The following is a 25,798-nucleotide window of genomic DNA, read 5'->3' on the forward strand; positions in this document are numbered from 1 at the left end:
TGTTCTAGTGCGGTGTTCGAGTGCGGGACTTGGCGCGGATAGGGGACGGGGGGACACCGCCCAGTCTAGTAATTGACAACCTACTGGACATTGAAAGTGTTCTAGGTTACATTAAGTTCCACTCGCGTCTGGCTGTCGCGCGGGCATAGGAGACCTCACCCCGGTTGCCCAAAACCCGGGAGGGCCGTATGCCCCCTTTTGGCGTGCGCGCTTCTCGTGGCTTTTCGGGCCCCGCCGAAACCCCGATCGACCAGGAGTAAGCAGTGACTACTCAATCCCAACCGCCTGCCGACAAGCAGGTCGAGAACGCGCCCTTGCCTCGGGTGGACGGCAAGTGGCGGCTGTTCGTCTACGGCGCCATCGGCGCCTTCGTCTTTTTCTTCCCCGTCACCTACGACGGCAAACAGTCCATCCCCCTTGATCACCTGGTGACGATCATCCAGCAGTACCTGCCCGGGGTCGTGCCGTGGATCATCCTGGCGCTGGCCGCGTACGGAACGTGGCGCTCGATCGCCAACAAAAACTGGGAACAGGGCCCGCTCCAGGCCGTCTTCACGGTGCTCAACGTGGGTGGGCTGGTGGTCAGCTTCCTGATGGTCATCGACAAACTACCGTGGGTTCTGGGCGAGGAGGACCTGGTCCCGTTCCTGTGGAACAAGATTGCGGTCCAGGTCGGGCTGATTGTCCCGATCGGCGGCGCCTTCCTGACGCTGCTCATCGGCTACGGCCTGTTGGAATTCGTCGGCGTGCTCATGCAGCCCATCATGCGCCCCCTGTGGAAGACCCCGGGGCGCTCGGCTATCGATGCCGTCGCGTCCTTCGTCGGCTCCTATTCCCTGGGCATCCTCATCACCGACCGCGTCTACCAGAGCGGCGGCTACACCGCGCGGGAGGCCTCGATCGTGGCCACGGGCTTTTCGACGGTCTCGGCCGCCTTCATGGTGATCGTGGCCAAGTCGCTGGACATGATGGATATCTGGGGCATCTATTTCACCGTGACGCTCGTGGTGACCTTCCTAGTCACCGCGGTGACCGTGCGGATCCCGCCGCTGCGCACGATCCCGGACGAGTACTACCACTCGGCCGAGCCCGATCCGGAGCGGACCATCAGCGGCAACCGCTTTCGGGAGGCCTGGCGCGAGGCTCTGCAGGCGCTGGCGACGGCGCCGTCGCTGCGCAAGGGCATCGGCGAGAACTTCCTGGACGGTCTGAAGCTGTCGGGGGCCATCGTGCCGTCGATCATGTCCGTCGGGCTTATCGGCCTGCTTCTGGCCCGGTTCACCCCGATCTTCGAGTGGATTGGCTACCTGTTCTACCCGTTTGCCTGGATCGTGCAGCTGCCGGAGCCGGTGCTGGCCGGCAAGGCCTCGGCGATGGGCGTGGCGGAGATGTTCCTGCCGGCCACCGCGGTGGCGGACTCGTCCAGCCTAGTGCTGAAGTTCGTGATCGGGGTGGTCTCGGTCTCGGCGATTATCTTCTTCTCGGCGCTGGTGCCCTGCATTCTGGCGACCAAGATCCCCATCAAGCTCTGGCACATGCTGGCGATCTGGTTCGAGCGGGTGGCCCTGACTATCGTGCTGGCCACCCCGATCGCCTACGTGCTCTTTGAGGTCTTAGGGCTCGGGGCTTAAAGCCTCAGGCTTTAAGCGTGAGCTGATGCGTGGGCGGCTACGATATCGGCGATGAGCCGGGCCGCCAGCTTGGCCGTCCGGCCGTCGACGTCGAAGTCGGGGTTGAGCTCGACTACGTCTACCACGCGCAGCTTGCCGGTGGCCGCCACGGCCAGTGCCATCGCGCGGATCTTGGCGAAGTCCACGCCCAATGCCGCCGGGGCGGAGACCCCCGGCGCGGCGGCGGCCGGCAGGACGTCTAGGTCGATGGACAGGTGGATGGCCGGCTGGTTCTGTACGGACTTGGCCACCAGTCCGGCGGCCTGGGAGGCGCTGAGATCCACCAGGTCCTCGTCGAGGACGGTCTCCACGCCGAGCTCGTCGGCGGTGTTAAACAGCACGGCGGTGTTGTTGGCCTCGGAGATGCCGAAGACGGAGTAGTCGAAGGCGGCCGGCTGCTCGGGGCAGGCGTCCTGGACAAACCTCGCGATCTGCTTAAACGGCGTGCCGGAGGTTGCCCGGTCGGCGGTGCGCAGGTCGAAATGGGCGTCGAGGTTGACGATCTTCAGCGGCTGCTCGCCATTGCCGCGGAAGGCGCCGCGGTGGGTGGCGAAGGCGGTTTCGTGCCCGCCGCCCAGCACCACGGCTAGGTTGCCGCTGCCGACGATGTCCGCGACCCGGCGGGAAAGCTCTTCCTGGGAGCCTTCTAGGTCGTCGCGCTGGGTGGTCACGGTGCCGGCGTCGAAGCGGGGGAAGGAATCGTGGACGGCCAGGCCGCCCAGGGCGGAACGCAGCGCGGCCGGGCCGGCGGCTGCGCCTTGGCGTCCGCCGTTGCGCAGCACGCCCTCGTCGGAGGCGTAGCCGATGAGCACGGTGGCATCGTGAGTAGAAGTGGCGCCGTCGGCCGGCAGGGGCTGGATGACGCTGTGCCAGCGGGCGTGTTCGGGGCCGGGGCCGTCGTCGCGGCCGGTCCATTCGGGGGCGGGGGCAAAGAGCAGTTGGTCGCTGATGGTGTTCATAGTCTTCCACTGTAGGCGCTTTGTAGTGTTCGGTTCTTCAGGGGAAATTTCCTACAATTGTCGCGTGAGAAAGATTCAGGTCCCCGCCGCCCACAATGCCCTGCGGATTCTATCGCTGCTGTCCGCCATCGACGTGCCGATTTCGGCCGCGCGTATCCGCAGCGATCTGGACCTGCCGCGGTCGAGCACGTACCACCTGCTCAACGAGCTGGTGGAGTCGGGCTTTGTGGTCCACCTGCCGGAAAACCAGACCTACGGGCTGGGGCTGGCGGCCTACGCGATGGCCTCGGCGTACACGACGCAGCAGCCGCTGGTGCGCCTGAGCCACCGCTTTGTCGAGCGGGCAGCGAACCTGGCGAGCGGATCTGGCCACCTGTCGCGCTTGGCCGGCTCGGAGGTCGTCTACCTGCACGAGGTCCGCAGCCCGGGGGCGGTCTCCCTGGTTACGGAGGTGGGAGTGCGCTTGCAGGCGCTGCGCTCGGCCTCCGGCAGGGTCATGCTCGCCTACCTGCCGGAAGCGGAGGTGCGTGCTACCTTTGCCACCGCGGGGCAGGAGGGCAGTCTGCGGCAGTTCCGCGAGTGCCTAGCCCAGGTGCGCGAGCGCGGCTGGGAGGAGGAAACGGAGGAGATCTCGCGCGGGCAGGCATCGTTGGCCGTGCCGGTGCTCGATCACCTGGCGCGCCCGGCCGCCAGCCTGGCGGTGACCTTCGGGGTGGGCCGGCTGGGCGATGCCACCCGTGCCGCCGTCCTGGGCCACCTGCAGGCCTCCGCGCGGGAGATCGCGGCGCGGATGTACGGTGCCCGGTGAATGCCCATTAGAGAGTCAGAACATTGTTCGGCGAAACTGTGGCAAATAACACTCATTGTGGTTAGTGTCTGAAAGTAGCGTTCCGCAGCGCACAACGCTGGGAACCGGCCAGGCTACGAGAAGGAGACAACTGACCATGGCTGAGTTTAAGGCTGACAAGACCGCGTACCAGGCGGGGGGAATCCAGGAAGTGGAAATCGGGATCGGCGGTCTAAGCATCGCCGAAGTCGTGGCGGTCGCGCGCCACGGCGCCCGCGTGACGGTGGTGCCGGAAGCGCTCGACGAGGTCGCGGCGACGCGGCAGCGGGTCGAAGACCTGGCGGCCTCGGACACGCCGGTCTACGGAATTTCGACGGGCTTCGGGGCGCTGGCCCGCCGGCATATCCCCGCCGAGAAGCGCGCGCAGCTGCAGCTGTCGCTGGTGCGCTCCCACGCGGCCGGCTCGGGGCCGGAGGTCGAAGAAGAAGTAATCCGCGCGCTGATGCTGCTGCGTCTGTCGACGCTGTGTACGGGGCGCACCGGCGTGCGGCCGGTGGTGGTGCAGACTTACGCGGCCGCGCTCAACGCCGGGGTTGTCCCGGTGGTCTACGAGTACGGCTCCCTGGGCTGCTCCGGCGACCTGGCCCCGCTGGCCCACTGCGCCCTGGCGCTGCTGGGCGAGGGCGAGGTCCGCGTGGAGGGCAAGCGGCAGCCGGCGGCAGAGGCCCTGGAGCGTGCCGGGATCGAGCCGCTGCAGCTGCGGGAGAAGGAAGGCTTGGCCCTGATCAATGGCACCGACGGCATGCTGGGGCAGTTGTGCCTGGCCATCGCGGACTTGGAGGCGCTGGCTAGGCAGGCGGACATCGCGACCGCGCTGACGGTAGAGGGCCTGCAGGGCAGCCTGGACGTCTTCGCCGACGACCTGCAGCAGCTGCGCCCACACCCCGGCCAGGCGGCCGCGGCGGCGAATATCCGCGCGCTGGCCGCGGGCTCGGAGAACCTTTCCGCCGCGCACGACGAATTCGCCCAGTCGCACGTGCAGGATGCCTACTCGGTCAGGTGCGCCCCGCAGGTGGCTGGCGGTTTCCGTGACACGCTGGAGCACGCCCGCCAGGTAGCCGTCAACGAGTTGGCGGCGGCCGTGGACAACCCCGTGGTCGCGCTGGACGGGCGGGTGGTCTCCAACGGCAATTTCCACGGCGCCCCCGTGGCTTATGCGCTCGATTTCCTGGCCATTGTACTCGCGGATCTCGCCTCCATCTCGGAGCGGCGCACGGATCGCTTTCTGGACGTGGCGCGTAACCGCGGCCTGCCGGCGTTCGTGGCGGCCGACCCGGGCGTGGACTCGGGACACATGATCGCCCAGTACACGCAGGCCGGCATCGTCAGTGAGTTGAAGCGCCTAGCGGCCCCGGCGTCGGCGGATTCGATCCCTTCGTCGGCCATGCAGGAAGACCACGTTTCCATGGGCTGGTCGGCGGCGCGCAAGCTGCGGCGCGGCATCGATGGCGCGCAGCGCGTGGTAGCGATTGAGATCCTGACCGCGGCCCGCGGCATCGGCCTGCGCGACAGTGCGCCGGGCGACGGGGTGACCGCCGTCGTGGCGGCGCTTAGGGAACGGGTTCCGGGGGTAGGCCCGGACCGCTACCTGGCGCCGGAAATCGAGCAGGCCGTCCAGATGGTGCGGGATGCTACCTTCCTGCGCGCCGCGGAATCCGCCGTCGGCACACTGCAATAAACGATCCTCAACCTGCATAGTCCCGTATCTGAGACAGACCACCTCTCAGGTGTGGGACTTTTTACTATGACGCGGGTTACCTTTGATGCACGGCACGAGGTGGCACACACCCCAGCTTGGGGTGCGCCACCTCCGTGCATGCGCGCGATGCCGCCTGCCCGCTTCGGGGTAGTCGGGGAGACAGCCCCGGGACACCGGTCCCTGACGCCCGTGGGGAGGCAAGGCGGCATCGACAAGCGCGTGCTGACCTGCCGCCGGAATTGCTTTGAGGAAGGATTAGTCAATGTCGGAAGCTCGTGAAATCCGCGCCCCGCGCGGGACCGAAATCAGCGCCAAGTCCTGGGCCACCGAGGCCCCGCTGCGCATGTTGATGAACAACCTGGACCCGGAGGTCGCCGAGCGCCCCGAGGACCTAGTTGTCTACGGCGGCACCGGCAAGGCCGCCCGCAGCTGGGAAGCCTTCGACGCCATCGTCGACACGCTGCGCGACCTCGAGGCGGACGAGACCCTGCTGGTGCAGTCCGGCAAGCCGGTCGGCGTGTTTAAGACCAACGAGTGGGCCCCGCGAGTGCTGATCGCCAACTCCAACCTGGTCGGCGACTGGGCCAACTGGGAGCACTTCCGCGAGCTGGAAGCCGAGGGCCTGATGATGTACGGCCAGATGACCGCTGGGTCCTGGATCTACATCGCCACCCAGGGCATCCTGCAGGGCACCTACGAGACCTTCGCGGCCGTCGCCCGCAAGCGCTTCGACGGCACGCTCGCCGGCACGCTGACCCTGACCGGCGGCTGCGGTGGCATGGGCGGCGCCCAGCCGCTGGCCGTAACCTTGAACGGCGGCGCGTGCCTCATCGTGGATGTGGACGAGACCCGCCTGAAGCGTCGCCAGTCCAAGCGCTACCTCGATGAGGTCGTCACCGACTTGGATGAGGCTCTCAAGCTGACCCTGGCCGCCAAGGAAGAAAAGCGCGCCCTGTCCGTGGGCCTGGTTGGCAACGCCGCGGAGGTTTTCCCCGAGATTCTGCGCCGCCAGCAGGCCGGCGAGTTGACCGTGGACGTCGTCACCGACCAGACCTCCGCCCACGACCCGCTGAGCTACCTGCCCACCGAAATTACCGTGGCCGACTGGCACACCGAGGCCCAGGCCGACCCGACCACCTTCACCAAGAAGTCCCGCGAGTCCATGGCCCGCCAGGTCCAGGCCATGGTCGAATTCCAGGACGCCGGCGCCGAGGTCTTCGACTACGGCAACTCCATCCGCGACGAGGCCCGCCACGCCGGCTACACCCGCGCCTTCGAGTTTCCGGGCTTCGTCCCGGCCTATATCCGCCCGCTGTTCTGCGAGGGACTGGGCCCGTTCCGCTGGGCCGCGCTGTCCGGCGACCCGGAAGACATCAAGGTCACGGACCAGGCGCTCAAGGAGCTCTTCCCAGATAACGAGCACCTGCACAACTGGCTGGACGCGGCCGAGGAATACGTCGAGTTCGAGGGCCTGCCGGCGCGCATTTGCTGGCTGGGCTACAACGAGCGCCACAAGGCCGGCCTGCGGTTTAACGAGCTGGTCGCCGAGGGCAAGATCTCCGCGCCGATCGTCATCGGCCGCGACCACCTAGACTCCGGCTCCGTGGCCTCGCCGTACCGCGAGACCGAGGCGATGCTGGACGGCACCGATGCCGTGGCTGACTGGCCGCTGCTCAACGCCATGACCGCCGTCTCTTCCGGCGCAACCTGGGTCTCCATCCACCACGGCGGCGGCGTCGGGATGGGCCGCTCCATCCACGCCGGCCAGGTCAGCGTCGCCGACGGCACCGAGCTGGCCGCTGCCAAGCTGCGCTCGGTGCTCACCAATGACCCGGGCATGGGCGTTATCCGCCACGTGGACGCGGGCTACACTCGGGCTCAGGAAGTCGCCGAGGAGCGCGGGGTGCGCATCCCGATGGAGTTCCAGGCCCGCGACTAGGCGCAAAGCCCCGTTCCCATTGCCGACCACGCCCGTTCCAGAAAGGTATGACGCATGACCAAGGTATTCCGCAATATTTCCGAGCTCCGCACGGTAGCCGAAGCCGGCACCATTACCGACGCCGCGCTGGTGGCTGACGACGCCGGCACCATCGCCTGGGTCGGACCCGGCGCCGAGCTGCCCGGTGAATACGCAGGCGCCGAGACCGTCGACCTGGGCGGGCGCGCCGTCCTGCCCGGCTGGGTGGACTCCCACACCCATATGGTCTTCGACGGCAACCGCGCCGAGGAATTCGAAGCCCGGATGGCCGGCGGGGACTACGCGGCCGGTGGAATCGCGGTGACCATGGAGGCCACGCGTTCGGCCGGCACGGAGCGGCTCAGCCAGCTGGTCCGCGAGCGCGTGGCCGCCGGGCACGCGGGCGGCACTACGACGTTCGAGACCAAAACCGGCTACGGCCTGGACGTCGACTCCGAGGTCGAGGCCGCCCGGGTGGCCAGCCAATACGTGGATGAGGTGACCTTCCTCGGCGCGCACCTGGTGCCGCCGGGGCAGGAGGCCGAGGCCTACCTCGAGCAGGTCGTCGGGCCGATGTTGGACAAGGTCGCGCCCTATTGCGGCTGGATCGATGTCTTCTGCGAGCGCGGCGCGTTCAACGAGGAACAGTCCCGCCGGGTCCTCGAGGCCGGCCGCGAGGCTGGGCTGGGGCTGCGCGTGCACGGCAACCAGCTGGGGGAGGGGCCGGGCGTGGCGCTGGCCGTCGAGCTCGGCGCCGCCTCCGTCGACCACGTCAACTACCTAAGCGACGACGATATTGCGCGCCTGGCGGATTCGGAGACCGTCGCGACCATGCTGCCGGCCTGCGATCTGTCCACCCGGCAGCCGCTCTCGCCGGGCCGGAAGCTCATCGACGCTGGCGTGACCGTTGCGATTGCCTCCAACCTGAACCCGGGCACCAGCTACACCTCCTCGATGAACTTTTGCGTGACCACGGCAGTGCTCCAGCAGCACCTAAGCCTGGACGAGGCCATCGCCGCGGCCACCGTGGGCGGGGCGAAGGCGCTGCGCCGCCACGCAGTCGCCGGCGGCAAGGACGCCGCCGGCCGCCCGGCCAAGGGCCAGCTGGTGGTCGGCGCGGCCGCGGACCTGCACGTCCTGACCGCGGAAAACGCCATTAATCTGGCGTACCGCCCGGGCATGCCAGCCACGTGGCGCACCTATGTCGGTGGGGAATTGGTCACCGAGAATAACTAGCCCCACCGGCGGCAACGCGCCGGGGTTTGCCCCAATGGTGTTTGCCCGCCCATTAGCGTAATGTTGGGCGGGAAATGAGCATTACCGATAACGCCACCGGCGGCGTCAACGAGCCGGAAGAATTTTCTCAACAGTCGGAATCTCAGGACAACGCGCAAGGTGTGGCAGCAGAGGCTGCGAAGAACACCGGGGCTGCGCAAGCTTCTGAGGGCGCCGGCGCCGAATCCCAGGATTCGGCCAAAGACAACTCCCAGGGGTTTGACGGCCTAGGCCTGCCAAGCGAAGTGCTTGACGCTGTGGCCAGCGTTGGTTTCACCACCCCTTCGCCCATCCAAGCGGAAACCATCCCGATCCTGATGGAAGGCCGCGACGTGGTCGGCCTCGCCCAGACCGGTACCGGCAAGACGGCGGCCTTCGCGCTGCCGATCCTGGCCCGCATCGACGAGCAGGCCCGCCACCCGCAGGCCCTCGTGCTCGCCCCCACCCGCGAGCTGGCCCTGCAGGTCGCGGACTCCTTCCAGTCCTTCGCCGATCACCTGGGCAACATCGAGGTCCTGCCGATCTACGGCGGCCAGGCCTACGGCATCCAGCTGTCCGGCCTGCGCCGCGGTGCGCAGATCATCGTCGGCACCCCGGGCCGCGTCATCGACCACCTGGAGAAGGGCTCGCTGGACCTGTCCCAGCTGCGCTTCCTGGTCCTCGACGAGGCCGATGAGATGCTGAACATGGGCTTCCAGGAGGACGTCGAGCGCATCCTGGAAGACACCCCGGACAACAAGCAGGTCGCGCTGTTCTCGGCCACCATGCCAAACAGCATTCGCCGCTTGTCCAAGCAGTACCTGGATAGCCCGGCTGAGGTGACCGTCAAGTCCGAGCGCCGCACCAACGACAACATCACGCAGCGCTTCCTGCTGACCCCGCACCGCGCGAAGATGGACGCGTTCACCCGGATCCTCGAGGTCACGGACTACGACGCCATCATCGTCTTCTGTCGGACCAAGCACGAGACCGAAGAGGTCGCCGAAAAGCTGTCCGATGCCGGCTATTCCGCCGCCGCCATCAACGGCGACATCGCGCAGAACCAGCGCGAACGCACCGTGGATCAGCTCAAGGACGGCCGCTTGGACATCCTGGTGGCTACCGACGTGGCCGCCCGCGGCCTGGACGTCGAACGCATCACCCACGTGGTCAACTACGACATCCCGAACGACACGGAGTCCTACGTCCACCGCATCGGCCGCACCGGGCGTGCCGGCCGCACCGGCGAGGCCATCCTCTTCGTCACCCCGCGCGAGCGGCGCATGTTGCGCTCCATCGAGCGCGTGACCAACGCGCGCCTGGAGGAGATGGAGCTGCCCACCGTCGATGAGGTCAACGTCAAGCGCAAGGAAAAGTTTGCGCAGTCCATCACGGAGACCCTGGGCGACAAGCAGATGGACCTCTTTCGCGGCCTGGTCCGCAAGTACTCCGAGGTCAACAACGTGGGCATGGACGACATCGCGGCCTCCCTGGCGGTGCAGCTGCAGGCCGGATCCGATTTCCTGATGAAGGAACAGCCGGAGAGCAAGAAGGACAAGCGCGACAAGGAGCGCTTCCGCCGGAACGACCGCGGCGACAAGCGCGGCGGCCGCTTTAGGGACCGCGACCGCGACCGGGATCGCGGCCCGAAGCGCCCGGACGGCGACTTCGAGACCTACCGCCTGGACGTCGGCAAGCGCCAGAACGTCCGCCCGGGTGCCATTGTGGGCGCCATCGCCAACGAGGGCGGCCTGTCCTCCAAGGACTTCGGCCGGATCACCATCGCGGTGGGCCACACCTTGGTCGACCTGCCGAAGAACCTGGACCCGGCCGTGCTGGACCGGTTGAAGGACACCCGCATTTCCGGGCAGCTCATCAACATCCAGAAGGACACCGGGCGCCCGCCGCGCCGCGGATTTTACCGCGACGATAACCGCGGGGGTCGCCGCCGCGAGGGTGGCCGCCGGGGCGACAAGGGCGGTCGCAGCCGCTGGCGCGACTAGCGCGCTGACCGCCCCTAAGCCAGCTAGGGAACCTCAGGAAACCTGGCGCAGTCTATAAAGGCATGCGCCAACGCTTCCTGTGGTTCCTTTGTCTGTGCACCCTGCTCTACCTCTGCGGGCAGGTGGCTCCTTACCTACATCCGGAGGGAGACGACGGCCTCCCAGAACTGGGTGCCAGCCTGGCGCGGGTGGAGCCAGTCGAGCAGCGCCAGCGCGTGCTGGGCTACGAGCGCGAGGCCTTCGGCGCCGGGTGGGGCCCGGCCCCAAGCTCGGCGTGCACCACCCGGGAGGTCGCCATTATGGAACAGACTTCTCAGCTGCGCCGCAGCGGGGCGTGCGGGATTAGCCGCGGCAGCCTCTACGACCCCTACGCCGGTGAGGAGGTGCCCCTGCGCCGCGGCGACGTCCCGGTGGAGGTCGACCACGTCTTCCCGCTGTCTGCCGCGTGGGACCTGGGCGCGCACACCTGGTCGGCGCAGCGGCGGCAGGATTTCGCCAATGATCCGCTCAACCTGGTGGTGACCCGTCACGAGGTCAACCGCGATAAGTCCGACGACCTGCCGGCCCGGTGGCTGCCGCCGGCGGCGGGGCAGCGCTGCTGGTACGTGCGGCGGCTGGCGGCCGTCGCCGCGAAATACGGCGTGCCCCTGCCGCGGCGGGACGTAAAGGTCATGCGGGCGCAGTGCCGGTTGATCATTTGATCCGATTTAACGATAGGGTTAACTGCGGAAGCCGTGTTCCATGCACGGTGATTTTCCTATGAGCGGCGCTTTCCCTTAGACGTCGCAAAACCCGTGAGAAAGGTTCTGGAGCAACTTTTATGACTTCTTTGTTCATCGCCGCGCACGTGATTGCTGCGATTTTGCTGTTGGGCCCGGTCACCGTGGCGACGTCGCAGTTCGGCCCGCAGATGCTGAAGGCCGCCGAAGGCGACGACAAGGCGCTTGGCGCCACGCGCGCCCTGCACACCATCACCAATTCCTACGGCTATATCTCCGCGATCGTGCCGATTTTGGGTATCGCCGTCTTCCTGATGGATATGTCCACCTACGGAACCCAGGGGCAGTTCCACGCGTCCATCCTGCTGGCGATTATCGCCTGGGCGCTGCTGTTCTTCCTCATCATCCCGCGCCAGAAGAAGGCCATGGCCGCCCTGGCCGGTGAAGGCACCGCCGATTTCGCCAAGGACAAGAAGCAGCTGGCCATGTTCAGTGGCATCTTCAACCTGCTGTGGGTTGTTATCGCCATCCTGATGTTCTTGTAAAAGCCACGGGGCATCGGCAAGCAAAAACCCGCCTCCCGAACCGCGCAGAACGCGGCGGGGAAGGCGGGATTTTTCTTATCTTAGGGGGCGCCGTGCGGGCTAGGCGGAACTAGTCCTTGACCTGCTGGGCGGCGTCCTCGAAGGCGACGTCCTCGTCCTTGGAGACGATCTTGACGAGGCTCTCTGCCTGGTCGAACTCGTCTTGGACCTCCTTCGGCGGCTGCTTGGTCACCAGGGAGACTACGACGGTCACGATGAGCGAGAGGGCGAAGCCCGGGACGATTTCGTAGAGCGTCTCCGCCAGCACCGGGACGTTGCCCCAGATGATGGTGGTCAACGCCCCGACGACCATGCCGGCGACGGCGCCGGTGGCGTTCAGGCGCTTCCAGTACAGGGACAACAGCACCAGCGGGCCGAAGGCGGCGCCGAAGCCGGCCCAGGCGAAGCCGACCAGACCCAGGATGGAATCCGACGGGTTGATGGCCAGCAGGGCGGCAACCACCGCGACGGCGACGACGGCGGTGCGCGAGAGGTTGATCAGCAGGCCCTGGGAGGGCGACTTCTTGGAGAAGATCTTCCACAGGTCCTCGATGAGCGAGGTGGAGACCACCAGCAGCTGGGAGGACATGGTGGACATGATGGCGGCCAGCACCGCGGTCAGGACCAGGCCGGCCGGTAGCGGGTGGAACATGACCTGGGCCATGTCCAGGAAGACGGTCTCAAAGTTCTCCTGGTCGGTGATGGAGTAGTCGTTTTGGGTGAAAAAGACCGTGGCGGACAGGGCTACGAAGATGGCGCCGAGCACGGACAGGGCCATCCAGGTCACGCCGTAGAACCGGCCCTGGCGGGCATCGGAGGGCTTGCGCAGCGCCATGAAGCGAACGATGATGTGCGGCTGGCCGAAGTAGCCTAGGCCCCAGGCGACGTTGCCGAGGATGACGCCGGCGGTCACGCCGGAGACCAGGGAGAAGTAGTTCGGGTTCTCCAGCACGCCGTTGGTGGCGTACGGGTTCTCCGCCGCGAAGGAGAAGATATCCGACGGGTTGTCCAGGGAGATGATCGCCATGATGGGCACGATGATGAGCGAGCAGAACATCAAAACGCCCTGGACGACGTCGGTGTAGGACACGGCGAGGAAGCCGCCGACGAAGGTGTAGGCGACGGTGACCGCGGCGATGATCAGCATGCCGGTCAGGTAGTCGCCGCCGAAGGTGGACTCGAAGTAGCGGCCGCCGGAGACCATGCCGGAGGAGACGTAGAAGGTGAAGAAGAAGATGATGATCAGCGCGGCGATAATGCGCAGCAGGCGGGACTTGTCGCGCAGGCGGTTTTCGAAGAAGGACGGGACCGTGATGGAGTTTCCGGCCACCTCCGAATAGGCGCGCAGGCGCGGGGCGACCCACTTCCAGTTGGCCCAGGCACCACAGGTCAGGCCGATGGCCATCCAGACCTCGGACATGCCGGTGAGGAAGAGGGCGCCGGGCAGGCCCATGAGCAGCCAGCCGGACATATCAGAGGCACCCGCGGACAGGGCCGCTACGAAGGGGTGCAGCCCGCGGCCGCCCAGAACGTAATCGTCGTATTGATCGGTTTGCTTGTAGCTCCAGTAACCGATGGCGAGCATCGCGAACAGATAAATAATGATCGCGATGACATACCAGGTTGAGGTATCCACGAAGGCTCCTTGCAGTAATTGATGTGTAAAACAGTGCGCCGCCCAGGCGCGATAATGCTCAAGCGGCCCAGGGGCGGGGAATAACGGTTGCCTACAGAGTCTTTTCCCAGGTGGTGCCGTGGGAGTATGACCTGCGGAACATAACAAGGGTAACGAGACTCACAGAGCTGCCCAAGCTATGAAACACGCCGTCACAGGTGTGTGGCAGGATTTTATGAAGCAATGTGGAGGTTCACCACTGTTTATAACGAGACGGTAACAATCCCAGGTGACAGGCGTTCTGCCGTCGTTTGTGCGAAAAAGTGCCGTTTCCTCCCCTCAAAGGAGGGTAGGCATCCACGCTGGCCAGCGGCCTAAGCGGACCTTTGGCGTGCGCGGGCGGGGCCGGGGGAACAATGCTTGCAGCAGGCAGAAAGAGCCGCGTGTCGGCCATCGGTGTTAGACTATTCGGCATGTCTGGATACCTTCTGCACGGCCTCTGGCTGCCTGTGTCTGGGTTTAGCCTGTGGGTCGAACAGGTGGAGGGGCACAAGATCGTCACGCCCGCCTCCGTGCCGGAAGGGACCTTTCCAGAGGCCGTCGAGAGCCTGCTTTCCAAGAAGTCTTTCCGCAACCGGGCGCGGGTCTCATTGCGCACGCCGAAGGGCAAGGACGTCTCGCTTATGGCGCCGATGGCTATGTTCGGGCCGCAGGACGCCATCGTGGCGTTGTCCCAGTTATCCTTCCTGGACGAGTGGACCCCGGCGGCGACCGCCGAACAGCGCGCCTCCATTGCTCCGGATCTCTACTGGCTCATGCGGGCCTACCGCGGGCTGACCAAGTTCGTGCGCGCGGGGCGCGTGACTATCCGCCTGTCCTACCAGGCGGGTGAATGGTTCCCCATGTGGCAGCTGGCCGCCGGGCTGGGGGAGCGCGGCTGGCTGGCGGAGATGATCGCCGCGGCCCCAGGGATCTTAACCATCAATAACCGGTCCCTGTCAGACGACCTCATCGATGAGCTCACCCACTGGATCGCCTTCATGGAGCTCAAAGATCTGCTCCACACACCGCGGCCGTACCCCTGGCACGATTTCGCGCAGGCCATGCTGACCACCTCGCCCATCAAGCGCGGCCGGGCGCAGCTGCTGCGGGGTCTCAACGAGTGGAAGGACTCGATCGCCTCGGTCGACCTGCAGCTGGTCATCATCGTCGAGGAGCCCGGGGAAGAAGAGACCTTGCTGGAGCCCTCCCAGGCGGTCTGGCCGGTGCGCCTGCGGGTCCGCTCCGGCACGGACTCGCCGCAGCCCATCCGCGTCGATCAGCTCGACGCCCGCTCGGTGGAAAAGCTGCGCGACTCGCAGCGCCGGGCCATCGGCATCGCCCCCGCGCTCAACCCCAGCTCCTCGCGGCCCGCGCCCCGCTGGTACGACAACGCCGGGGACTGGGACGTCTACCTGAGCACGGACGCGCTGGTGCAGTTCATCGGCAGCGACGTCTCCGCGCTCAAGGCCGCCGGTTTCACGGTGATGCTGCCCAAGGCCTGGGCGCAGGCGGAGACCAAGGCCCAGCTGGAAACCCGCGAGGTCACCGACCCCGCGGTCGCGGCCACCAAGTCGCAGGTGGGCCTAGAGAAACTGGTCGAATACGACTGGCACATCTCCGTCGGCGACGTGCAGCTGAGCGAACAAGAGATGGAGGAGCTGGTCAACTCCAAGTCGGGGCTTATCCGCCTGCGCGGCGAGTGGGTCATGGCGGACACGCAGGCTCTCAGCCGCATTACCGACTACATGGACAAGCTCAACCAGACGGCCTACAAGCGCCGGAAGAAGCAGCTGGAGGCGGCCGCCAAGGAAGCCGAGCGCGCCCGGCTGCTGGAAACACCGGGCTGGGAGCAGCTTGTCGCGGACGTGGAACGCCAGTTGGCCGAGTTCAACCAGGCAGACAAAGACACGGACGAATTCGGCGAGGTCACCATCGCTGAGCTGCGCCAGCTGGCCCTGGAATCCATGGCCAACGAGCCGATCGCGTTCACCGGCTCCAAATGGTTCAACGGCCTGTTGGGCGGCATGGACACCGTCGCCCCGCAGCGCGTCGCGGTGCCGGGTACCGTGCATGCGGAGTTGCGCGAATACCAGCGCCGCGGCGTCGACTGGCTCTACTGGATGTCGCAGAACAACATCGGTGCCGTGCTGGCCGATGACATGGGCCTGGGCAAGACCCTGCAGCTGCTGACCCTGCTGGCCGTGGAAAAGGACAAGGCCGCTAAGGAAGGCAAGGAACTCGGCCCGACGCTGGTGGTCGCGCCGACTTCCGTGGTGGGCAACTGGGCGCGGGAGGCCGCGCGCTTCGTGCCGGATTTCACGGTCCTGGTCCAACACGGCTCCGGCCGCTTAAAGGACAAGGCGCTGCTGACCGCGGCTGCCGATGCCGACTTGGTGATTACTTCTTACGGCACCGTCGGGCGCGATTTCAAGCAGCTCGGCCTAGTCGAATGGGAGCGCGTCGTGCTGGACGAGGCGCAGGCGGTTAAGAACTCCGCGACCCGCAGCTCCCGGGCGGTGCGCTCCCTGCCGTCGCGCCACCGCATTGCGCTTTCCGGCACGCCGGTGGAAAACCGCCTGTCGGAGATGCGCTCCATCCTGGACTTCTGCAACCCCGGCATCCTGGGGTCCACCAGCTTCTTCCGCAACCACTTCGCTAAGGCCATCGAGCGGGAGCAGGACCCCACCATGACCGAGCGCCTGCGCCTGCTAACCGCGCCGTTTATCATGCGCCGCCTGAAGACGGACCCGAAGATCATCGACGACCTGCCAGAGAAGTCCGAGCAGATCCTCACTGTATCCATGACCGCCGAGCAGGCCTCCCTCTACAAGGCCTTCGTCGACGACGTCCAGGTCCAACTCGAGCAGCGCCAGGGTATGGCCCGCCGCGGGTTGGTGCTCTCCTCGCTGACCCGTATCAAGCAGATCTGCAATCATCCGGCCCACTTCCTGGGCGACGGCTCGCCCGTGACCATTAAGGGCAAGCACCGCGCCGGCAAGGTCGCGGAGCTCATGCGGATCGTCGACGAGTCGATCCAGGCCGGCGAACGCCTGCTGGTCTTTACCCAGTACCGCGCCTTCGGCGATATCTTGCAGCCCTACCTGAGCGAGCAGTTGGGGCGCGATATCCCGTTCCTGCACGGCGGGGTCACCAAGAACAAGCGCGACCAGATGGTCGAGGACTTCCAGGACCCGGGCGGCCCGCCGGCGATGATCCTGTCGCTGAAGGCCGGCGGCACGGGCCTGAACTTGACCGCCGCCAACGTCGTGGTGCACATGGACCGCTGGTGGAACCCCGCGGTGGAAAACCAGGCCACCGACCGCGCCTTCCGCATCGGCCAGCGCAAAAACGTCCAGGTCTACAAGATGATCACCGCCGGGACCTTGGAGGAGAGCATCCAGGATATCCTGGACGGCAAGACCACCCTGGCCGGCTCCGTGGTCGGCGAGGGCGAAGGCTGGCTCACCGAGCTGGATCCGGAGCAGCTGGCCTCCCTGATGAGCTACCGGGGCAGAGAGTAAGAGGAAGAAGACATGAGCGTGTCTAAAGACAACGTCATTTACGCCAACTTCGGCACCCGCAAGCGGGTGACCTCCGCGGAGGAGACCAACAAGGTAACCCGCAGCGGAGCTACCGGGCCCGTGCTCTCCCCGGCGGCCCAGCGCGTCTGGTCTGTTATCAGCAAGGCCACTGACGACGGCCGGCTGACCCGCGGGCGCCAGTACGCGCGCGCCGGGCACGTGGTGGGCCACGACGTGCGCAACGGCGCCATCCACGGCCGCGTCGCCGGTTCCCAAAACGAGCCTTTCACGGTCCTCATCCAGCTGCCGTACCGCTCCAACGATGACCTGGCGCGCATTAACGAGCTGCTGGCGCGCACCCCGAACGCCCTGCGCAACGCCCACGAGGGCCACCTAAGCGAGGAGGTCCTCGACCTGCTCTTTGCCCCTACGGCCGACGACCTGCGGCTGAGCTGCACCTGCCCAGATTCCACCCCGGTCTGCAAGCACGTGGTGGCCGTGGCGGATCGCCTAGCCAGCCGTATCGACGCCGACGCGTCGGTGGTCTTCGCCTTCCGCGGTTTGAATTTCCTGACCCTCGAGCAGGCGGTATTGGAAGAGTCGCAGGCCGCGTCCCAGGACGCCTTGGCTAACGATGCCGGCTTGACCAACGACGAGCGCAACGACCTGTTCTGGAAGGGGCGCCAGCTGCCGGACCTGCCCCGGCCCAAGGTCGCCCCGGCGCTGGAGGATTCCGACCCGGATCTGCTGCGCAAGGCCATGCGGGCGGTCTCGCACACTAACGTGGATTTGCTGCGCTCGATCTCGGATATCGAGGACATGTACCACCACCTGACCACCCGCTAGCTTCCTTAAACGGGTGTTCGAAAGTAGCTTCGGGCGTGTGTCCGGCGGCTGTGTTAGACATGGTGTATGACTTCAACGACGTTCATCCACACCTCCGACCTGCAGATCGGGATGGAGCGTGGCTTCCTCGGCAGCGACGGCCAGGCGCGTTTCAACGCCGCCCGGCTGGCCAGCATTGATAAATTGGGCGAGCTCGCCGCCGAGGTAGGCGCGGACTTCATCGTGGTGGCCGGGGACGTCTTTGAACACAACTCACTTTCTCCCCAGACCACCGGGCGTGCCCGGGAGGCGCTCGCCCACCTGGATGTTCCGGTCTACCTGCTGCCCGGCAACCACGATCCGCTGGTGGCGGACTCCATCTTCTTCCGCACCCAGGCCGAGGGGATCCACGTCATCGGGGACTCGGAGCCCATCCCGGTCGCGGACGGAGTCGAGCTGGTCGGCGCCCCGTACCTGTCGAAGCGTTCCAACCATGACCTGGTGGCGGCCGCCCTCGAGCCGCTGGAGCCCACAGAGACCATCCGCGTGGCCGTCGGCCACGGGCAGGTCGAATCCCGCATGTCAGAGGATGACGCCGAGCTGATCGACTTAAATCTGGTGGAGGACAAGATTCGCGCCGGGGCCATCGACTATCTCGCGCTGGGGGACACCCACTCGGCCATGCCGCTGGGCAGCACCGGGGCGGTGTGGTTTTCCGGGGCGCCGGAGACCACCGCCTTCCACGAGGTGGACAACGACGCCGGCGAGAACAACTCCGGCAAGGCCCTGGCCGTGACCATCGAGAAGACCGCGGCGGGTGATGCCTCGGTGACTGTCGAGCAGCACCAGCTGGGCGAGTGGCGCTTCGAGGCCTTAAGCGCTGAGCTGACCACCAGCCAGGATGTGGATCACTTCATCGAGAGGCTGAAGGCCTATCCGCAAAAGGACCGCACCGTCATCAAGTACGGCCTGCAGGGGACCCTGGGTATCCAGGACACCCAGCGCTTGCAGCACGAGTTGGAGGCGCTGGAGCCGGTCTTCGCCGACCTGCGCGAGCGCGACCGGACCATGGACCTGCACCTCGCCCCGTCCGAGGACGAGCTCGCGGACCTGGAGTTGAGCGGTTTCGCGGCCGGGGCGCTGGAAGAAATCATCACGGACATGGACGCGGATCCGGTGGCCCGGGACGCGGCGAATTTGTTGTTCCGGCTTTCCTCGCCGGGCGCGCAGAAAGGGGCTAGGTAATGCGGATTCACTCGCTCGAGCTGCGCAATGTGCGCGCCATCGAACACCTGAAGCTGGAAGACCTGCCGGACCACGGCGTGGTGGTCATCCATGGCGACAATGAGGCCGGCAAGTCCACCCTGGTGGAGGCTATCGACGTGGTCCTCAAACTGGCGCACAGCTCCCGCGCAAAGAACACGGTGGGCGTCCTGCGCCCGGTGGGCAAGGACGCTTCGCCCGAAATCACCCTGGAGGCGACCGTGGGGCCGTACCGCTTCCGGATCTTCAAGCGCTGGTTTAGCAAGCAGGCCGCGGAGCTTACCGTCTTCTCGCCGCGCCCGGAAAACCACACCGGCCGCGCCGCCGATAAGCGCCTCGAAGAAATTCTGGACGAGCACCTAGACCAGGAACTCGTGAAAGCCTTGTGCCTCAAGCAGGATGACCTCGGCGCGGCGGTCGAAGCCGTCGGCATCCCCTCGCTGCGCAGCGCCTTGGAGCAAGGCTCCGGCAGCCAGGCCCTTGGGGAAGGGCAGGACTCCGGCCTCATGGACAAGGTGGAGGAAGAATATCAGCGGTATTTCACCGGCAAAAAGGGCGAGCCGACCGGCGACTACAAGCGCGCGGCCAGCGAGCTATCGGCCGCCCAGGACGCGGCGCAGCAGGCGCAGCGGGAGCTCACGGAGCTGGAAGGCTACGTCCGTGATTACGAGCGGGCGGTCGACCGGCGCGAGCAGGCGGCCCAAGAACAGGACCCAGCCCGCGCGGAGCTGGAGCAGCGCGCCGCGGAGCTGAACGCGGCGCACCAGGCCCAAGACGCCTTCGCGGCCCGGGAAAAGGACTTCAACCAGGCCCAGCAGGCCGAGGATCGGGCCCTGGAGGACTTGCGAACCCGCCAGGAGCTGATCGCGGAGATTGAGCGCAACCACAAGCAGCTCGCCGCGGCACAGGACGAGCTCGCCCCGGTGGCTGAACAGGCCGCGGCTGCCGACGAGCGTCTCAAGGCCGCCCGGGAGCAGTCCGCGGAGTCTGCCAAGGCACTGGCCGAGGCGCGCCAGCAGCGCAAGGACGCCGCTGCCGAGCACAAACGCGGGGTAGATAGCGAGCGGCTGGCAAAGCTCGGCAAGCAGCTGGGGCGGATCGATGGGGTCGCCGAGCAGCTGGACGCGCTGCGCCAGGACATTGCCGCCCGCAGCCACGCCGTGACCGAGACGGAGCTGGCTGACCTGGAGCAGTTGTCCCAGGACGTCCAGCTGCACCGGCGCCTGCAGGAAGCCGCGCAGTCGAAGCTGTTTTTTCGCACCGAGTCCGGCGCGGACACGGAAATTACCGTCGACGGTCAGCCGCAGACGGTGGCGGCCGGGGCCGAGGAGCTCGAGGTTCCCGTCGAAGACGGCACAGAGCTGGTCATCGGCGCCCTGCGGGCCCGGTTTGCCGCCGGGCAGCAGGGGACTACCGCGCGTTCGACGCGGGAGGAATACGACCACGCGCAGCGCCGGCTTGCGGACTTGCTGGAGGCGCTTGGCTGCGACAGCGTGGAGGCGGCCCGCGCGCTGCGCGAGCAGCAAGTCGACCAAGACCGTGCGGCCGAGCGGCTGCGTCACGAGATGGACACGCTGGCCGCCGGCGAAGACGTGGAGCAGCTGCGGGCCGAGCACCGCGCGCTGAGCGAAGCCCTGGCGGACGTGGACCCCGCGGAACTGGTGGACGCCGCGACCGCCGCGGCCGGGCTGGCCGCGGCCGAGGAGGCGGAAGAGAAGGCCCAGAAGGCGCAGGAGGACGCCGCCGCGGCGGTAGCGCGGGAGGAAGAGCTCAACCTCTCGGAGACGCTCATGCGCCACCAGGTCACGGTGGAAAGCCTGCGGGATGCCGTCGTCCGGGCCGAGCAGGCCCTGGCCCGGGCACGCGAGCACCGCAGTGACGACGAGCTCGACCAGGCGCTGGCCGCGGTCTCCGAACGGTTGGTGGCGGCCCGTGACACGTGGGAGCAGGCGCGGGCGGCCCTGGACGCGGCGGATCCGGAACGCGCGGAGCAGCTGCACGCGGGCGCGCAGGCGCACCTGAAGTCGCTGGAGGACGCCTGGTCGCAGGCCGACCGGACCATCGCCACGCTCACCGGCTATATCGAGCGGGACCAGGGCAGCGCAGAGCGCGCAGAGAAGACCCAGGCCGAGGTCGAGAACGCCCGCGACCGTTACGAATCCCTGGACCGGCGCGCGCAGGCCGTGAAGTACCTGCGCGGGGTGCTCCTGCGCCACCGCGAGGAGGCGCGGCGCAAGTACTCGGCGCCGTTTGCCGACCGCCTGGGCCGCCTGGCCCGCCGGGTCTACGGCGGCGACGTCGAATTCCAGCTGAACGAAAACCTCGAAGTCACCCAGCGCACCCAGGACGACATCACCATCAACCTCAACGAGCTGTCCGGCGGCGCGCGGGAACAGCTGGCCATCCTGACCCGGTTTGCCATCGCCGAGCTGGTGGAGGAGTCCGCGGGCGGCGGGGAAGACGGCGGTGCCCGGCCGGTGCCAGTGGTCATCGACGACGCGCTGGGCTCGACCGACTCCGAGCGCATTCGGCTGATGTCCACGCTGTTTAGCGAGGTGGGCAAGCGCTCCCAAGTCATCGTGCTGACCTGCATGCCGCAGCGCTACTCGCGCGTGCCGGGCCGGGTGGACATGGACATCAACGACCTCAAGCGGGCGGACTAGGGCAATGACCCAGCCCGGGCAGGAACAGGCGGAGGCAGCTGCGCGGCAGACTGTTTTCTCCGGCTGGCTGAGCCCGGAGCAGGAGCGCCTGTGGGAGCTTCTAAACTCCGCGGCCCAGCAGGTCGAGGCGAAGCTTGACCAGGCGCTGGAATCCTGCGGCACGCTTACCCAGACTGAGTTCCACCTCTTGGCGGCGCTGTCCCAGGCGCCCGGGTACACGCTGCGTCTGAAGGAGCTCAGCGAGGTCCTCGGCTGGGCGCACGCCCGAGTCTCGCGCCAGATTAGCCGGATGTCGCGGCGTGGCCTGATCAGTAGGTCGACCGACGGGCGCGACCGGCGGGCGGTGCGGGCCCGGATGACGGAGGCCGGCAAGGAGGAGCTGGGGCGCGCCGTGCCGGCCTATACCGCGCAGCTGCAGCGCACCGTTTTCGACCGGCTCACGCTCCGCGAGGCCAGCCTTCTGGAGCGCGTAGCTGCGGAGGTGGCCGAGGAAGACCCCTGGGGAATCCGCGGTAGCGAGCTGTTAACTCGGAGGTGGGATAGGGTACGTTGAGTCTATGACTAAGCAAACGCGTTGGCTTGACGATGACGAGCAGGACCTCTGGCGAATGCTCCTCGACTCCATGCGGAAGATCGACCGCGGCATGGAGGATTCCCTGCTCTACGGCAGCGACCTCTCCCTCGCGGATTTCTCCATCCTGGTTCCGCTCTCCGAGGCCGACGGTGAGGCCCTGCGGCTGCGCGACCTGTGCAAGAACCTGGGCTGGGACCGCTCCCGCGCCTCCCACCAGGTCAACCGGATGTCCAAACGCGGCCTGGTCACCAAGGGCAAGTGCGCTGGCGATGCCCGCGGCGTGCTTATCGAGCTCACCGACGAGGGGCGCCGCCGCCTGGAGCGGGCCGCGCCCGCCCATGTGGAATCCGTCCGCCGCCTGGTCTTCGATCACCTGTCGGAGGCAGACCGCGCGGCGCTGCGGCGTTTTTGCGAGGGCGTGCTTTCCGTGGACAACATCCCCGGCCAACCCGGCTTCGTCCCCGATGCCCGCTTGGGCGAGAAGGTAGAGTAAGGGCCATGATGGGCCAAGAGTTGTTCGAGCAACCGCACAAGCAATACGAGCAGTACCACCTCACCGCCTTCCTGGAAGAATCCGCCGCCCTGGGCGATCCGGAACAATTCCCGGACGGGGAGCCGACCGCCGAGCAGGCTGAGATCATGGAAAAGCTGCTTCAGGATCACCCGGATAAGGCCCTGACCTTCGACGCGGCGACGGGCCTGTGGATCGCCGGCGCGGAGGCGGACGTTGAGGCGCTGTTTAGCGCGCGGGAGGAATTCGTCGCGGCCCTCGAAGAAGGCATCGACCCTGAGGCCTAGCCTATAAGGGTGTAGCTGCCCGAAGGGCGGAGTCGAAACTAGTACGTAGATACTGCTAAGATAGCGGTTGAATCGGGCCGGTCACGGCCAGTGGAGTCGAAAGGAAGCGAAGTAATGACTTCTCGTTTGGAGCAGGAAAAGCGCGAGGCAGAAGCTCGCGACCGCGGTGACGGTGTCGGCAAGGTCATCCTGGAGTGGATTCCGATGGGCATCATCATGATCGTCGTGATGGGCCTGCTGATGACCGGGATGCTCGCCCTGGAGCCGGGCCCCATGGACCTCTTCTAATCCCGCTTTAGTTTCTAAACGCTCCCTGACCACGGTGGTCGGGGAGCGTTTTGTCTGCGCGGTGTTAGATTGGGGGATATGAATAAAAAGTCAGCAGATGTAGAGATTCGACCCGCGCGCGAAGACGAGCTTCCCGCCGCCATCGAGCTGCTCGCCCACACCTTCGCCCAGGACCGCGCGGTGCGCTCCATCATGGCGCACACGGGCGGCCAGCACAACAACGTGGACTTTGCCCGCGCCATTTATGAAATCCAGGTCTACGGCCATTATTTCCCCAACGGGGAGGTGGACCTAGCCATCGACAACGGTGAGATCGTCGGCGTTGGCCTGTGGGCGCGTCCCAATAAGCAGATGTCGATGCCCAAGTTCATGGCGCTGCTGCCGAAGTACATCAACCTCTTCCGCCGGGCGGTGCCGTTCGTGGCCCGGCGGGAGGCGCGCACCGCCAGCGCTCATCCGGGCTTCGCCCACTGGTATCTCTTTGCCATTGCGGTGAGCTCCGGCGTGCAGGGCAAGGGGATTGGCTCGACGATGCTCAAGCACGGCCTGCGCCGCGCTGGTGATGCCCCGGTTTACCTGGAGGCCTCCACACCGAAGTCCGCGGCGCTGTACCGCTCACTGGGCTTCGTGGAGCTCGGCCCGATCGAGGTCGCCGGCGACAAGCTGGCCGACCCGCCGGAGGTTGCCATGTGGCGGCCTACCCCGCGCGAGGATGATTAGTCGCAGAACAAAGGGCCCGCACCCAGAACTTTTGCCTGGGTGCGGGCCCTCGTTGTAGTGTCCCCGACAGGGATCGAACCTGCGACCTTCGGTACCGGAAACCGATGCTCTAATCCGCTGAGCTACGGAGACATTTTCATCATTGCCGCTCGCTGGAACGACAATGATGAAATTCTAACCCATCGGGCCAGTCAGTGTTAAATCAGGCCCGGAGCTTCGTTAACGTCGCTGGTCCCGGTGCGCAGATACTCCAGCACGATCTCGTCGACAGCCGCGTTGCCGGAGGCGACGTGCCCGTGGCCTGGGCCGTGGACGGTCACGACGTGAGACCCCATCTGGCGGGCCATATCGCCGTGGAACTGGTACGGGGTCTGCGGGTCGCCGGTGGCGTTGATCTGCAGCGGGCGGTGCTCGAGCTCGGCGCCGTTTAGCGCCGGGACGGAGGTCACCGGCCCGCGGCCGCTGCAGGCGATGCCGGAGCCATACAGGGAATTGAACACTGTGAACGGATCCTGGGTGACAAATGCCGACCACACGTAGGACGGGACCAGGCCGGGGTTGGCCCGGGAGGAGTTCTCGTTGCACAGGACGAGGTTCTGCATGGACTGGGCCTGGGTTTGTGCCTCGAGCGTCTTGCGGGCCTGCTCCGGATCCTGGGGTCCGCCCAGGTCCTCGATGCCAGCGATGTGCTTAGCAAGCGCCTCCCAGCTGGCGGCCGAAGGCACGAGTAGGCGGGTGAGCATCAGGGTGTTCGAGTTGACCTGGGAGGCCTGCGGGTTGCGGATCTTGTCGCCCAGGAACTCGGCCTGGACGCGCAGCTCACCGGTCGCGGTCATGATATTGGCCGCCGGCTGGCTGGAAAACTCCAGTCCCGGGGGCAGGTCGCCGATCTTGGCGTTCGGCGGCAGCACCGTCGGGCGCACGCCGGCCTCGCGGGCTACCTTGCGCGACCACGACTCGTAGGCCTTAAGGGGAGTGGTGCCCAGGTGATAGGTGGCGTCGTTAGCCGCGACGTAGTCGAAGAAATCGTGCAGCGCGTTCTCGTAGCCGGATTGCTGGTCGGCCAGGGTGCCGTTCCACGCGCGGGCGGGGCTCATGGCCGAGTCCAGCACGACCTTGTCGGTGTGCTGGGGGTAGAAGGTGGCGTAGGTAGAGCCCAGCAGGGTGCCGTAGCTCAGCCCCATGATGGAAATCCGGTCCTCGCCCAAGGCCTGGCGCACCATCTCCCAGTCGCGGGCGGTGTTCTCGGTGGTCAGGGAGTTGGTGTAGCCGGGCGTGGACTTCTCGCAAGAGTTACGGATATAGGCGCCGGCGCGGGTGACGGCGTCGAGGTCGCTGCCGCCCGGCTGGGTGCATTCCACCGGGGTGGAGCCGGGCAGGCCACGCGGCTGGACCGCCACGCGGTCCCACTCGTTGGCAATTCCCTCGGGCCAGGCGAACTGCTCACTGCCGAAGTAGGAGTAGCCGTCCCCACCCGGGCCGCCCGGGTTGCCGAAGAGCACGCCGCGCTTGGCCTGCGGGTTGGTCGCCGGCACGCGCAGGAAGCCGACGCTGATGGTGCCGGCCGACGGGTTGTCGTAGTACGTGGGGACCTCGATGCGGCCGCACTCTGCGTTGTCCTCGGTGACCTGCTCGGGGCAGTCCTCCCACTGGATCTGCGGGGCGGCGTTCGGGGCTTCTTGGGCTACCGCCGGGCCGGCGGCGAGGCTGCAGGCCACCCCGAGCGCTGCCAGGACGGAAGCCGCGGCCCGGGCCGGGCGTTTCTGAAAAGGTCGTAGCACCTGATTCTCCTAGGAA

Annotated in this window: 20 protein-coding genes and 1 tRNA gene; 17 read left to right on the plus strand and 4 right to left on the minus strand. The window is 66.7% G+C overall.

The window, feature by feature from the left end; genetic code table 11:
* The first annotated feature begins 314 nt into the window (after positions 1 to 314).
* A complete protein-coding gene (locus CCONF_RS04805; RefSeq protein ID WP_435384097.1) occupies positions 315 to 1,631 on the plus strand; it encodes a YjiH family protein in 1,317 nt (438 codons plus the stop codon).
* Positions 1,632 to 1,642: 11 nt separating this feature from the next.
* Here the strand turns inward: CCONF_RS04805 and hutG are convergent, their stop codons facing one another.
* On the minus strand, positions 1,643 to 2,629 hold the full coding sequence (gene hutG / locus CCONF_RS04810; RefSeq protein ID WP_290225777.1) for a formimidoylglutamase: 987 nt from the start codon (positions 2,627 to 2,629) through the stop codon (positions 1,643 to 1,645).
* Between the two features lie 64 nt (positions 2,630 to 2,693).
* Between hutG and CCONF_RS04815 the strand changes: the two genes are divergently transcribed.
* From CCONF_RS04815 to CCONF_RS04845, 7 genes are all read left to right on the plus strand, one after another.
* Complete coding sequence (locus tag CCONF_RS04815) at positions 2,694 to 3,437, plus strand: IclR family transcriptional regulator (RefSeq protein ID WP_290225779.1); 744 nt, start codon at positions 2,694 to 2,696, stop codon at positions 3,435 to 3,437.
* Positions 3,438 to 3,573: 136 nt separating this feature from the next.
* Positions 3,574 to 5,154, plus strand: coding sequence for a histidine ammonia-lyase (gene hutH, locus CCONF_RS04820; RefSeq protein WP_290225781.1), 1,581 nt, complete (start codon positions 3,574 to 3,576; stop codon positions 5,152 to 5,154).
* 283 nt (positions 5,155 to 5,437) lie between these two features.
* A complete protein-coding gene (gene hutU, locus CCONF_RS04825; RefSeq protein ID WP_290225784.1) occupies positions 5,438 to 7,114 on the plus strand; it encodes a urocanate hydratase in 1,677 nt (558 codons plus the stop codon).
* 54 nt (positions 7,115 to 7,168) lie between these two features.
* Entirely contained in the window at positions 7,169 to 8,368 is a 1,200-nt protein-coding gene (gene hutI, locus CCONF_RS04830) for an imidazolonepropionase (protein ID WP_290225786.1), read from the plus strand.
* Positions 8,369 to 8,442: 74 nt separating this feature from the next.
* Positions 8,443 to 10,389: a DEAD/DEAH box helicase gene (locus CCONF_RS04835; protein ID WP_290225790.1), complete on the plus strand. Its 1,947-nt coding sequence runs from the start codon at positions 8,443 to 8,445 to the stop codon at positions 10,387 to 10,389.
* A gap of 62 nt (positions 10,390 to 10,451) precedes the next feature.
* A complete protein-coding gene (locus CCONF_RS04840) occupies positions 10,452 to 11,090 on the plus strand; it encodes an HNH endonuclease family protein (RefSeq protein ID WP_290225792.1) in 639 nt (212 codons plus the stop codon).
* Between the two features lie 119 nt (positions 11,091 to 11,209).
* A complete protein-coding gene (locus CCONF_RS04845) occupies positions 11,210 to 11,653 on the plus strand; it encodes a DUF2269 domain-containing protein (RefSeq protein WP_290225794.1) in 444 nt (147 codons plus the stop codon).
* A 109-nt stretch (positions 11,654 to 11,762) separates the two neighbouring features.
* Here CCONF_RS04845 and putP read toward each other — a convergent pair whose 3' ends face one another.
* A complete protein-coding gene (gene putP, locus CCONF_RS04850; RefSeq protein ID WP_290225796.1) occupies positions 11,763 to 13,328 on the minus strand; it encodes a sodium/proline symporter PutP in 1,566 nt (521 codons plus the stop codon).
* A 452-nt stretch (positions 13,329 to 13,780) separates the two neighbouring features.
* Between putP and CCONF_RS04855 the strand changes: the two genes are divergently transcribed.
* From CCONF_RS04855 to CCONF_RS04895, 9 genes are all read left to right on the plus strand, one after another.
* Positions 13,781 to 16,870 (plus strand): DEAD/DEAH box helicase, encoded by a 3,090-nt coding sequence (locus CCONF_RS04855; protein ID WP_290225799.1) that lies wholly within the window; start codon positions 13,781 to 13,783, stop codon positions 16,868 to 16,870.
* A gap of 12 nt (positions 16,871 to 16,882) precedes the next feature.
* Positions 16,883 to 17,716 (plus strand): SWIM zinc finger family protein, encoded by an 834-nt coding sequence (locus CCONF_RS04860; RefSeq protein WP_290225802.1) that lies wholly within the window; start codon positions 16,883 to 16,885, stop codon positions 17,714 to 17,716.
* A gap of 66 nt (positions 17,717 to 17,782) precedes the next feature.
* Entirely contained in the window at positions 17,783 to 18,940 is a 1,158-nt protein-coding gene (locus CCONF_RS04865) for a metallophosphoesterase family protein (protein ID WP_290225804.1), read from the plus strand.
* Positions 18,940 to 21,621 (plus strand): AAA family ATPase, encoded by a 2,682-nt coding sequence (locus CCONF_RS04870; protein ID WP_290225806.1) that lies wholly within the window; start codon positions 18,940 to 18,942, stop codon positions 21,619 to 21,621. The genes CCONF_RS04865 and CCONF_RS04870 overlap by 1 nt, the downstream gene beginning before the upstream one ends.
* A 4-nt stretch (positions 21,622 to 21,625) precedes the next feature.
* The gene (locus CCONF_RS04875; protein WP_290225807.1) at positions 21,626 to 22,174 is read left to right on the plus strand and encodes a MarR family winged helix-turn-helix transcriptional regulator; all 549 of its coding nucleotides are present in this window, start codon (positions 21,626 to 21,628) and stop codon (positions 22,172 to 22,174) included.
* 4 nt (positions 22,175 to 22,178) lie between these two features.
* Positions 22,179 to 22,688, plus strand: a complete 510-nt coding sequence (locus tag CCONF_RS04880) for a MarR family winged helix-turn-helix transcriptional regulator (RefSeq protein WP_290225808.1) — start codon at positions 22,179 to 22,181, stop codon at positions 22,686 to 22,688.
* Between the two features lie 5 nt (positions 22,689 to 22,693).
* Entirely contained in the window at positions 22,694 to 22,993 is a 300-nt protein-coding gene (locus tag CCONF_RS04885; protein WP_290225809.1) for a molecular chaperone GrpE, read from the plus strand.
* Positions 22,994 to 23,107: 114 nt separating this feature from the next.
* A complete protein-coding gene (locus CCONF_RS04890) occupies positions 23,108 to 23,281 on the plus strand; it encodes a hypothetical protein (RefSeq protein WP_290225810.1) in 174 nt (57 codons plus the stop codon).
* A 78-nt stretch (positions 23,282 to 23,359) separates the two neighbouring features.
* Positions 23,360 to 24,001, plus strand: a complete 642-nt coding sequence (locus CCONF_RS04895) for a GNAT family N-acetyltransferase (RefSeq protein ID WP_290225812.1) — start codon at positions 23,360 to 23,362, stop codon at positions 23,999 to 24,001.
* A gap of 58 nt (positions 24,002 to 24,059) precedes the next feature.
* Here CCONF_RS04895 and CCONF_RS04900 read toward each other — a convergent pair.
* Both CCONF_RS04900 and CCONF_RS04905 read right to left on the minus strand, forming a co-directional pair.
* A tRNA-Arg gene (locus tag CCONF_RS04900) sits at positions 24,060 to 24,133 on the minus strand.
* 65 nt (positions 24,134 to 24,198) lie between these two features.
* The gene (locus CCONF_RS04905) at positions 24,199 to 25,782 is read right to left on the minus strand and encodes an alpha/beta hydrolase (protein ID WP_290225814.1); all 1,584 of its coding nucleotides are present in this window, start codon (positions 25,780 to 25,782) and stop codon (positions 24,199 to 24,201) included.
* Positions 25,783 to 25,798 lie beyond the last annotated feature (16 nt).

It is taken from the genome of Corynebacterium confusum (assembly GCF_030408715.1).
Classification (GTDB): Bacteria; Actinomycetota; Actinomycetes; order Mycobacteriales; family Mycobacteriaceae; genus Corynebacterium; species Corynebacterium confusum.

What these genes read in the sequence shown, in the direction of transcription:
- CCONF_RS04880 (WP_290225808.1), top strand. Translation starts at nt 22,179, where the DNA reads ATGACTAAGCAAACGCGTTGGCTTGACGATGACGAGCAGGACCTCTGG.
- CCONF_RS04845 (WP_290225794.1), top strand. Translation starts at nt 11,210, where the DNA reads ATGACTTCTTTGTTCATCGCCGCGCACGTGATTGCTGCGATTTTGCTG.
- hutI (WP_290225786.1), top strand. Translation starts at nt 7,169, where the DNA reads ATGACCAAGGTATTCCGCAATATTTCCGAGCTCCGCACGGTAGCCGAA.
- CCONF_RS04875 (WP_290225807.1), top strand. Translation starts at nt 21,626, where the DNA reads ATGACCCAGCCCGGGCAGGAACAGGCGGAGGCAGCTGCGCGGCAGACT.
- hutU (WP_290225784.1), top strand. Translation starts at nt 5,438, where the DNA reads ATGTCGGAAGCTCGTGAAATCCGCGCCCCGCGCGGGACCGAAATCAGC.
- CCONF_RS04840 (WP_290225792.1), top strand. Translation starts at nt 10,452, where the DNA reads ATGCGCCAACGCTTCCTGTGGTTCCTTTGTCTGTGCACCCTGCTCTAC.
- hutH (WP_290225781.1), top strand. Translation starts at nt 3,574, where the DNA reads ATGGCTGAGTTTAAGGCTGACAAGACCGCGTACCAGGCGGGGGGAATC.
- CCONF_RS04835 (WP_290225790.1), top strand. Translation starts at nt 8,443, where the DNA reads ATGAGCATTACCGATAACGCCACCGGCGGCGTCAACGAGCCGGAAGAA.
- hutG (WP_290225777.1), bottom strand. Translation starts at nt 2,629, where the DNA reads ATGAACACCATCAGCGACCAACTGCTCTTTGCCCCCGCCCCCGAATGG.
- CCONF_RS04865 (WP_290225804.1), top strand. Translation starts at nt 17,783, where the DNA reads ATGACTTCAACGACGTTCATCCACACCTCCGACCTGCAGATCGGGATG.
- CCONF_RS04895 (WP_290225812.1), top strand. Translation starts at nt 23,360, where the DNA reads ATGAATAAAAAGTCAGCAGATGTAGAGATTCGACCCGCGCGCGAAGAC.
- CCONF_RS04860 (WP_290225802.1), top strand. Translation starts at nt 16,883, where the DNA reads ATGAGCGTGTCTAAAGACAACGTCATTTACGCCAACTTCGGCACCCGC.
- CCONF_RS04855 (WP_290225799.1), top strand. Translation starts at nt 13,781, where the DNA reads ATGTCTGGATACCTTCTGCACGGCCTCTGGCTGCCTGTGTCTGGGTTT.
- CCONF_RS04890 (WP_290225810.1), top strand. Translation starts at nt 23,108, where the DNA reads ATGACTTCTCGTTTGGAGCAGGAAAAGCGCGAGGCAGAAGCTCGCGAC.
- CCONF_RS04885 (WP_290225809.1), top strand. Translation starts at nt 22,694, where the DNA reads ATGATGGGCCAAGAGTTGTTCGAGCAACCGCACAAGCAATACGAGCAG.
- CCONF_RS04870 (WP_290225806.1), top strand. Translation starts at nt 18,940, where the DNA reads ATGCGGATTCACTCGCTCGAGCTGCGCAATGTGCGCGCCATCGAACAC.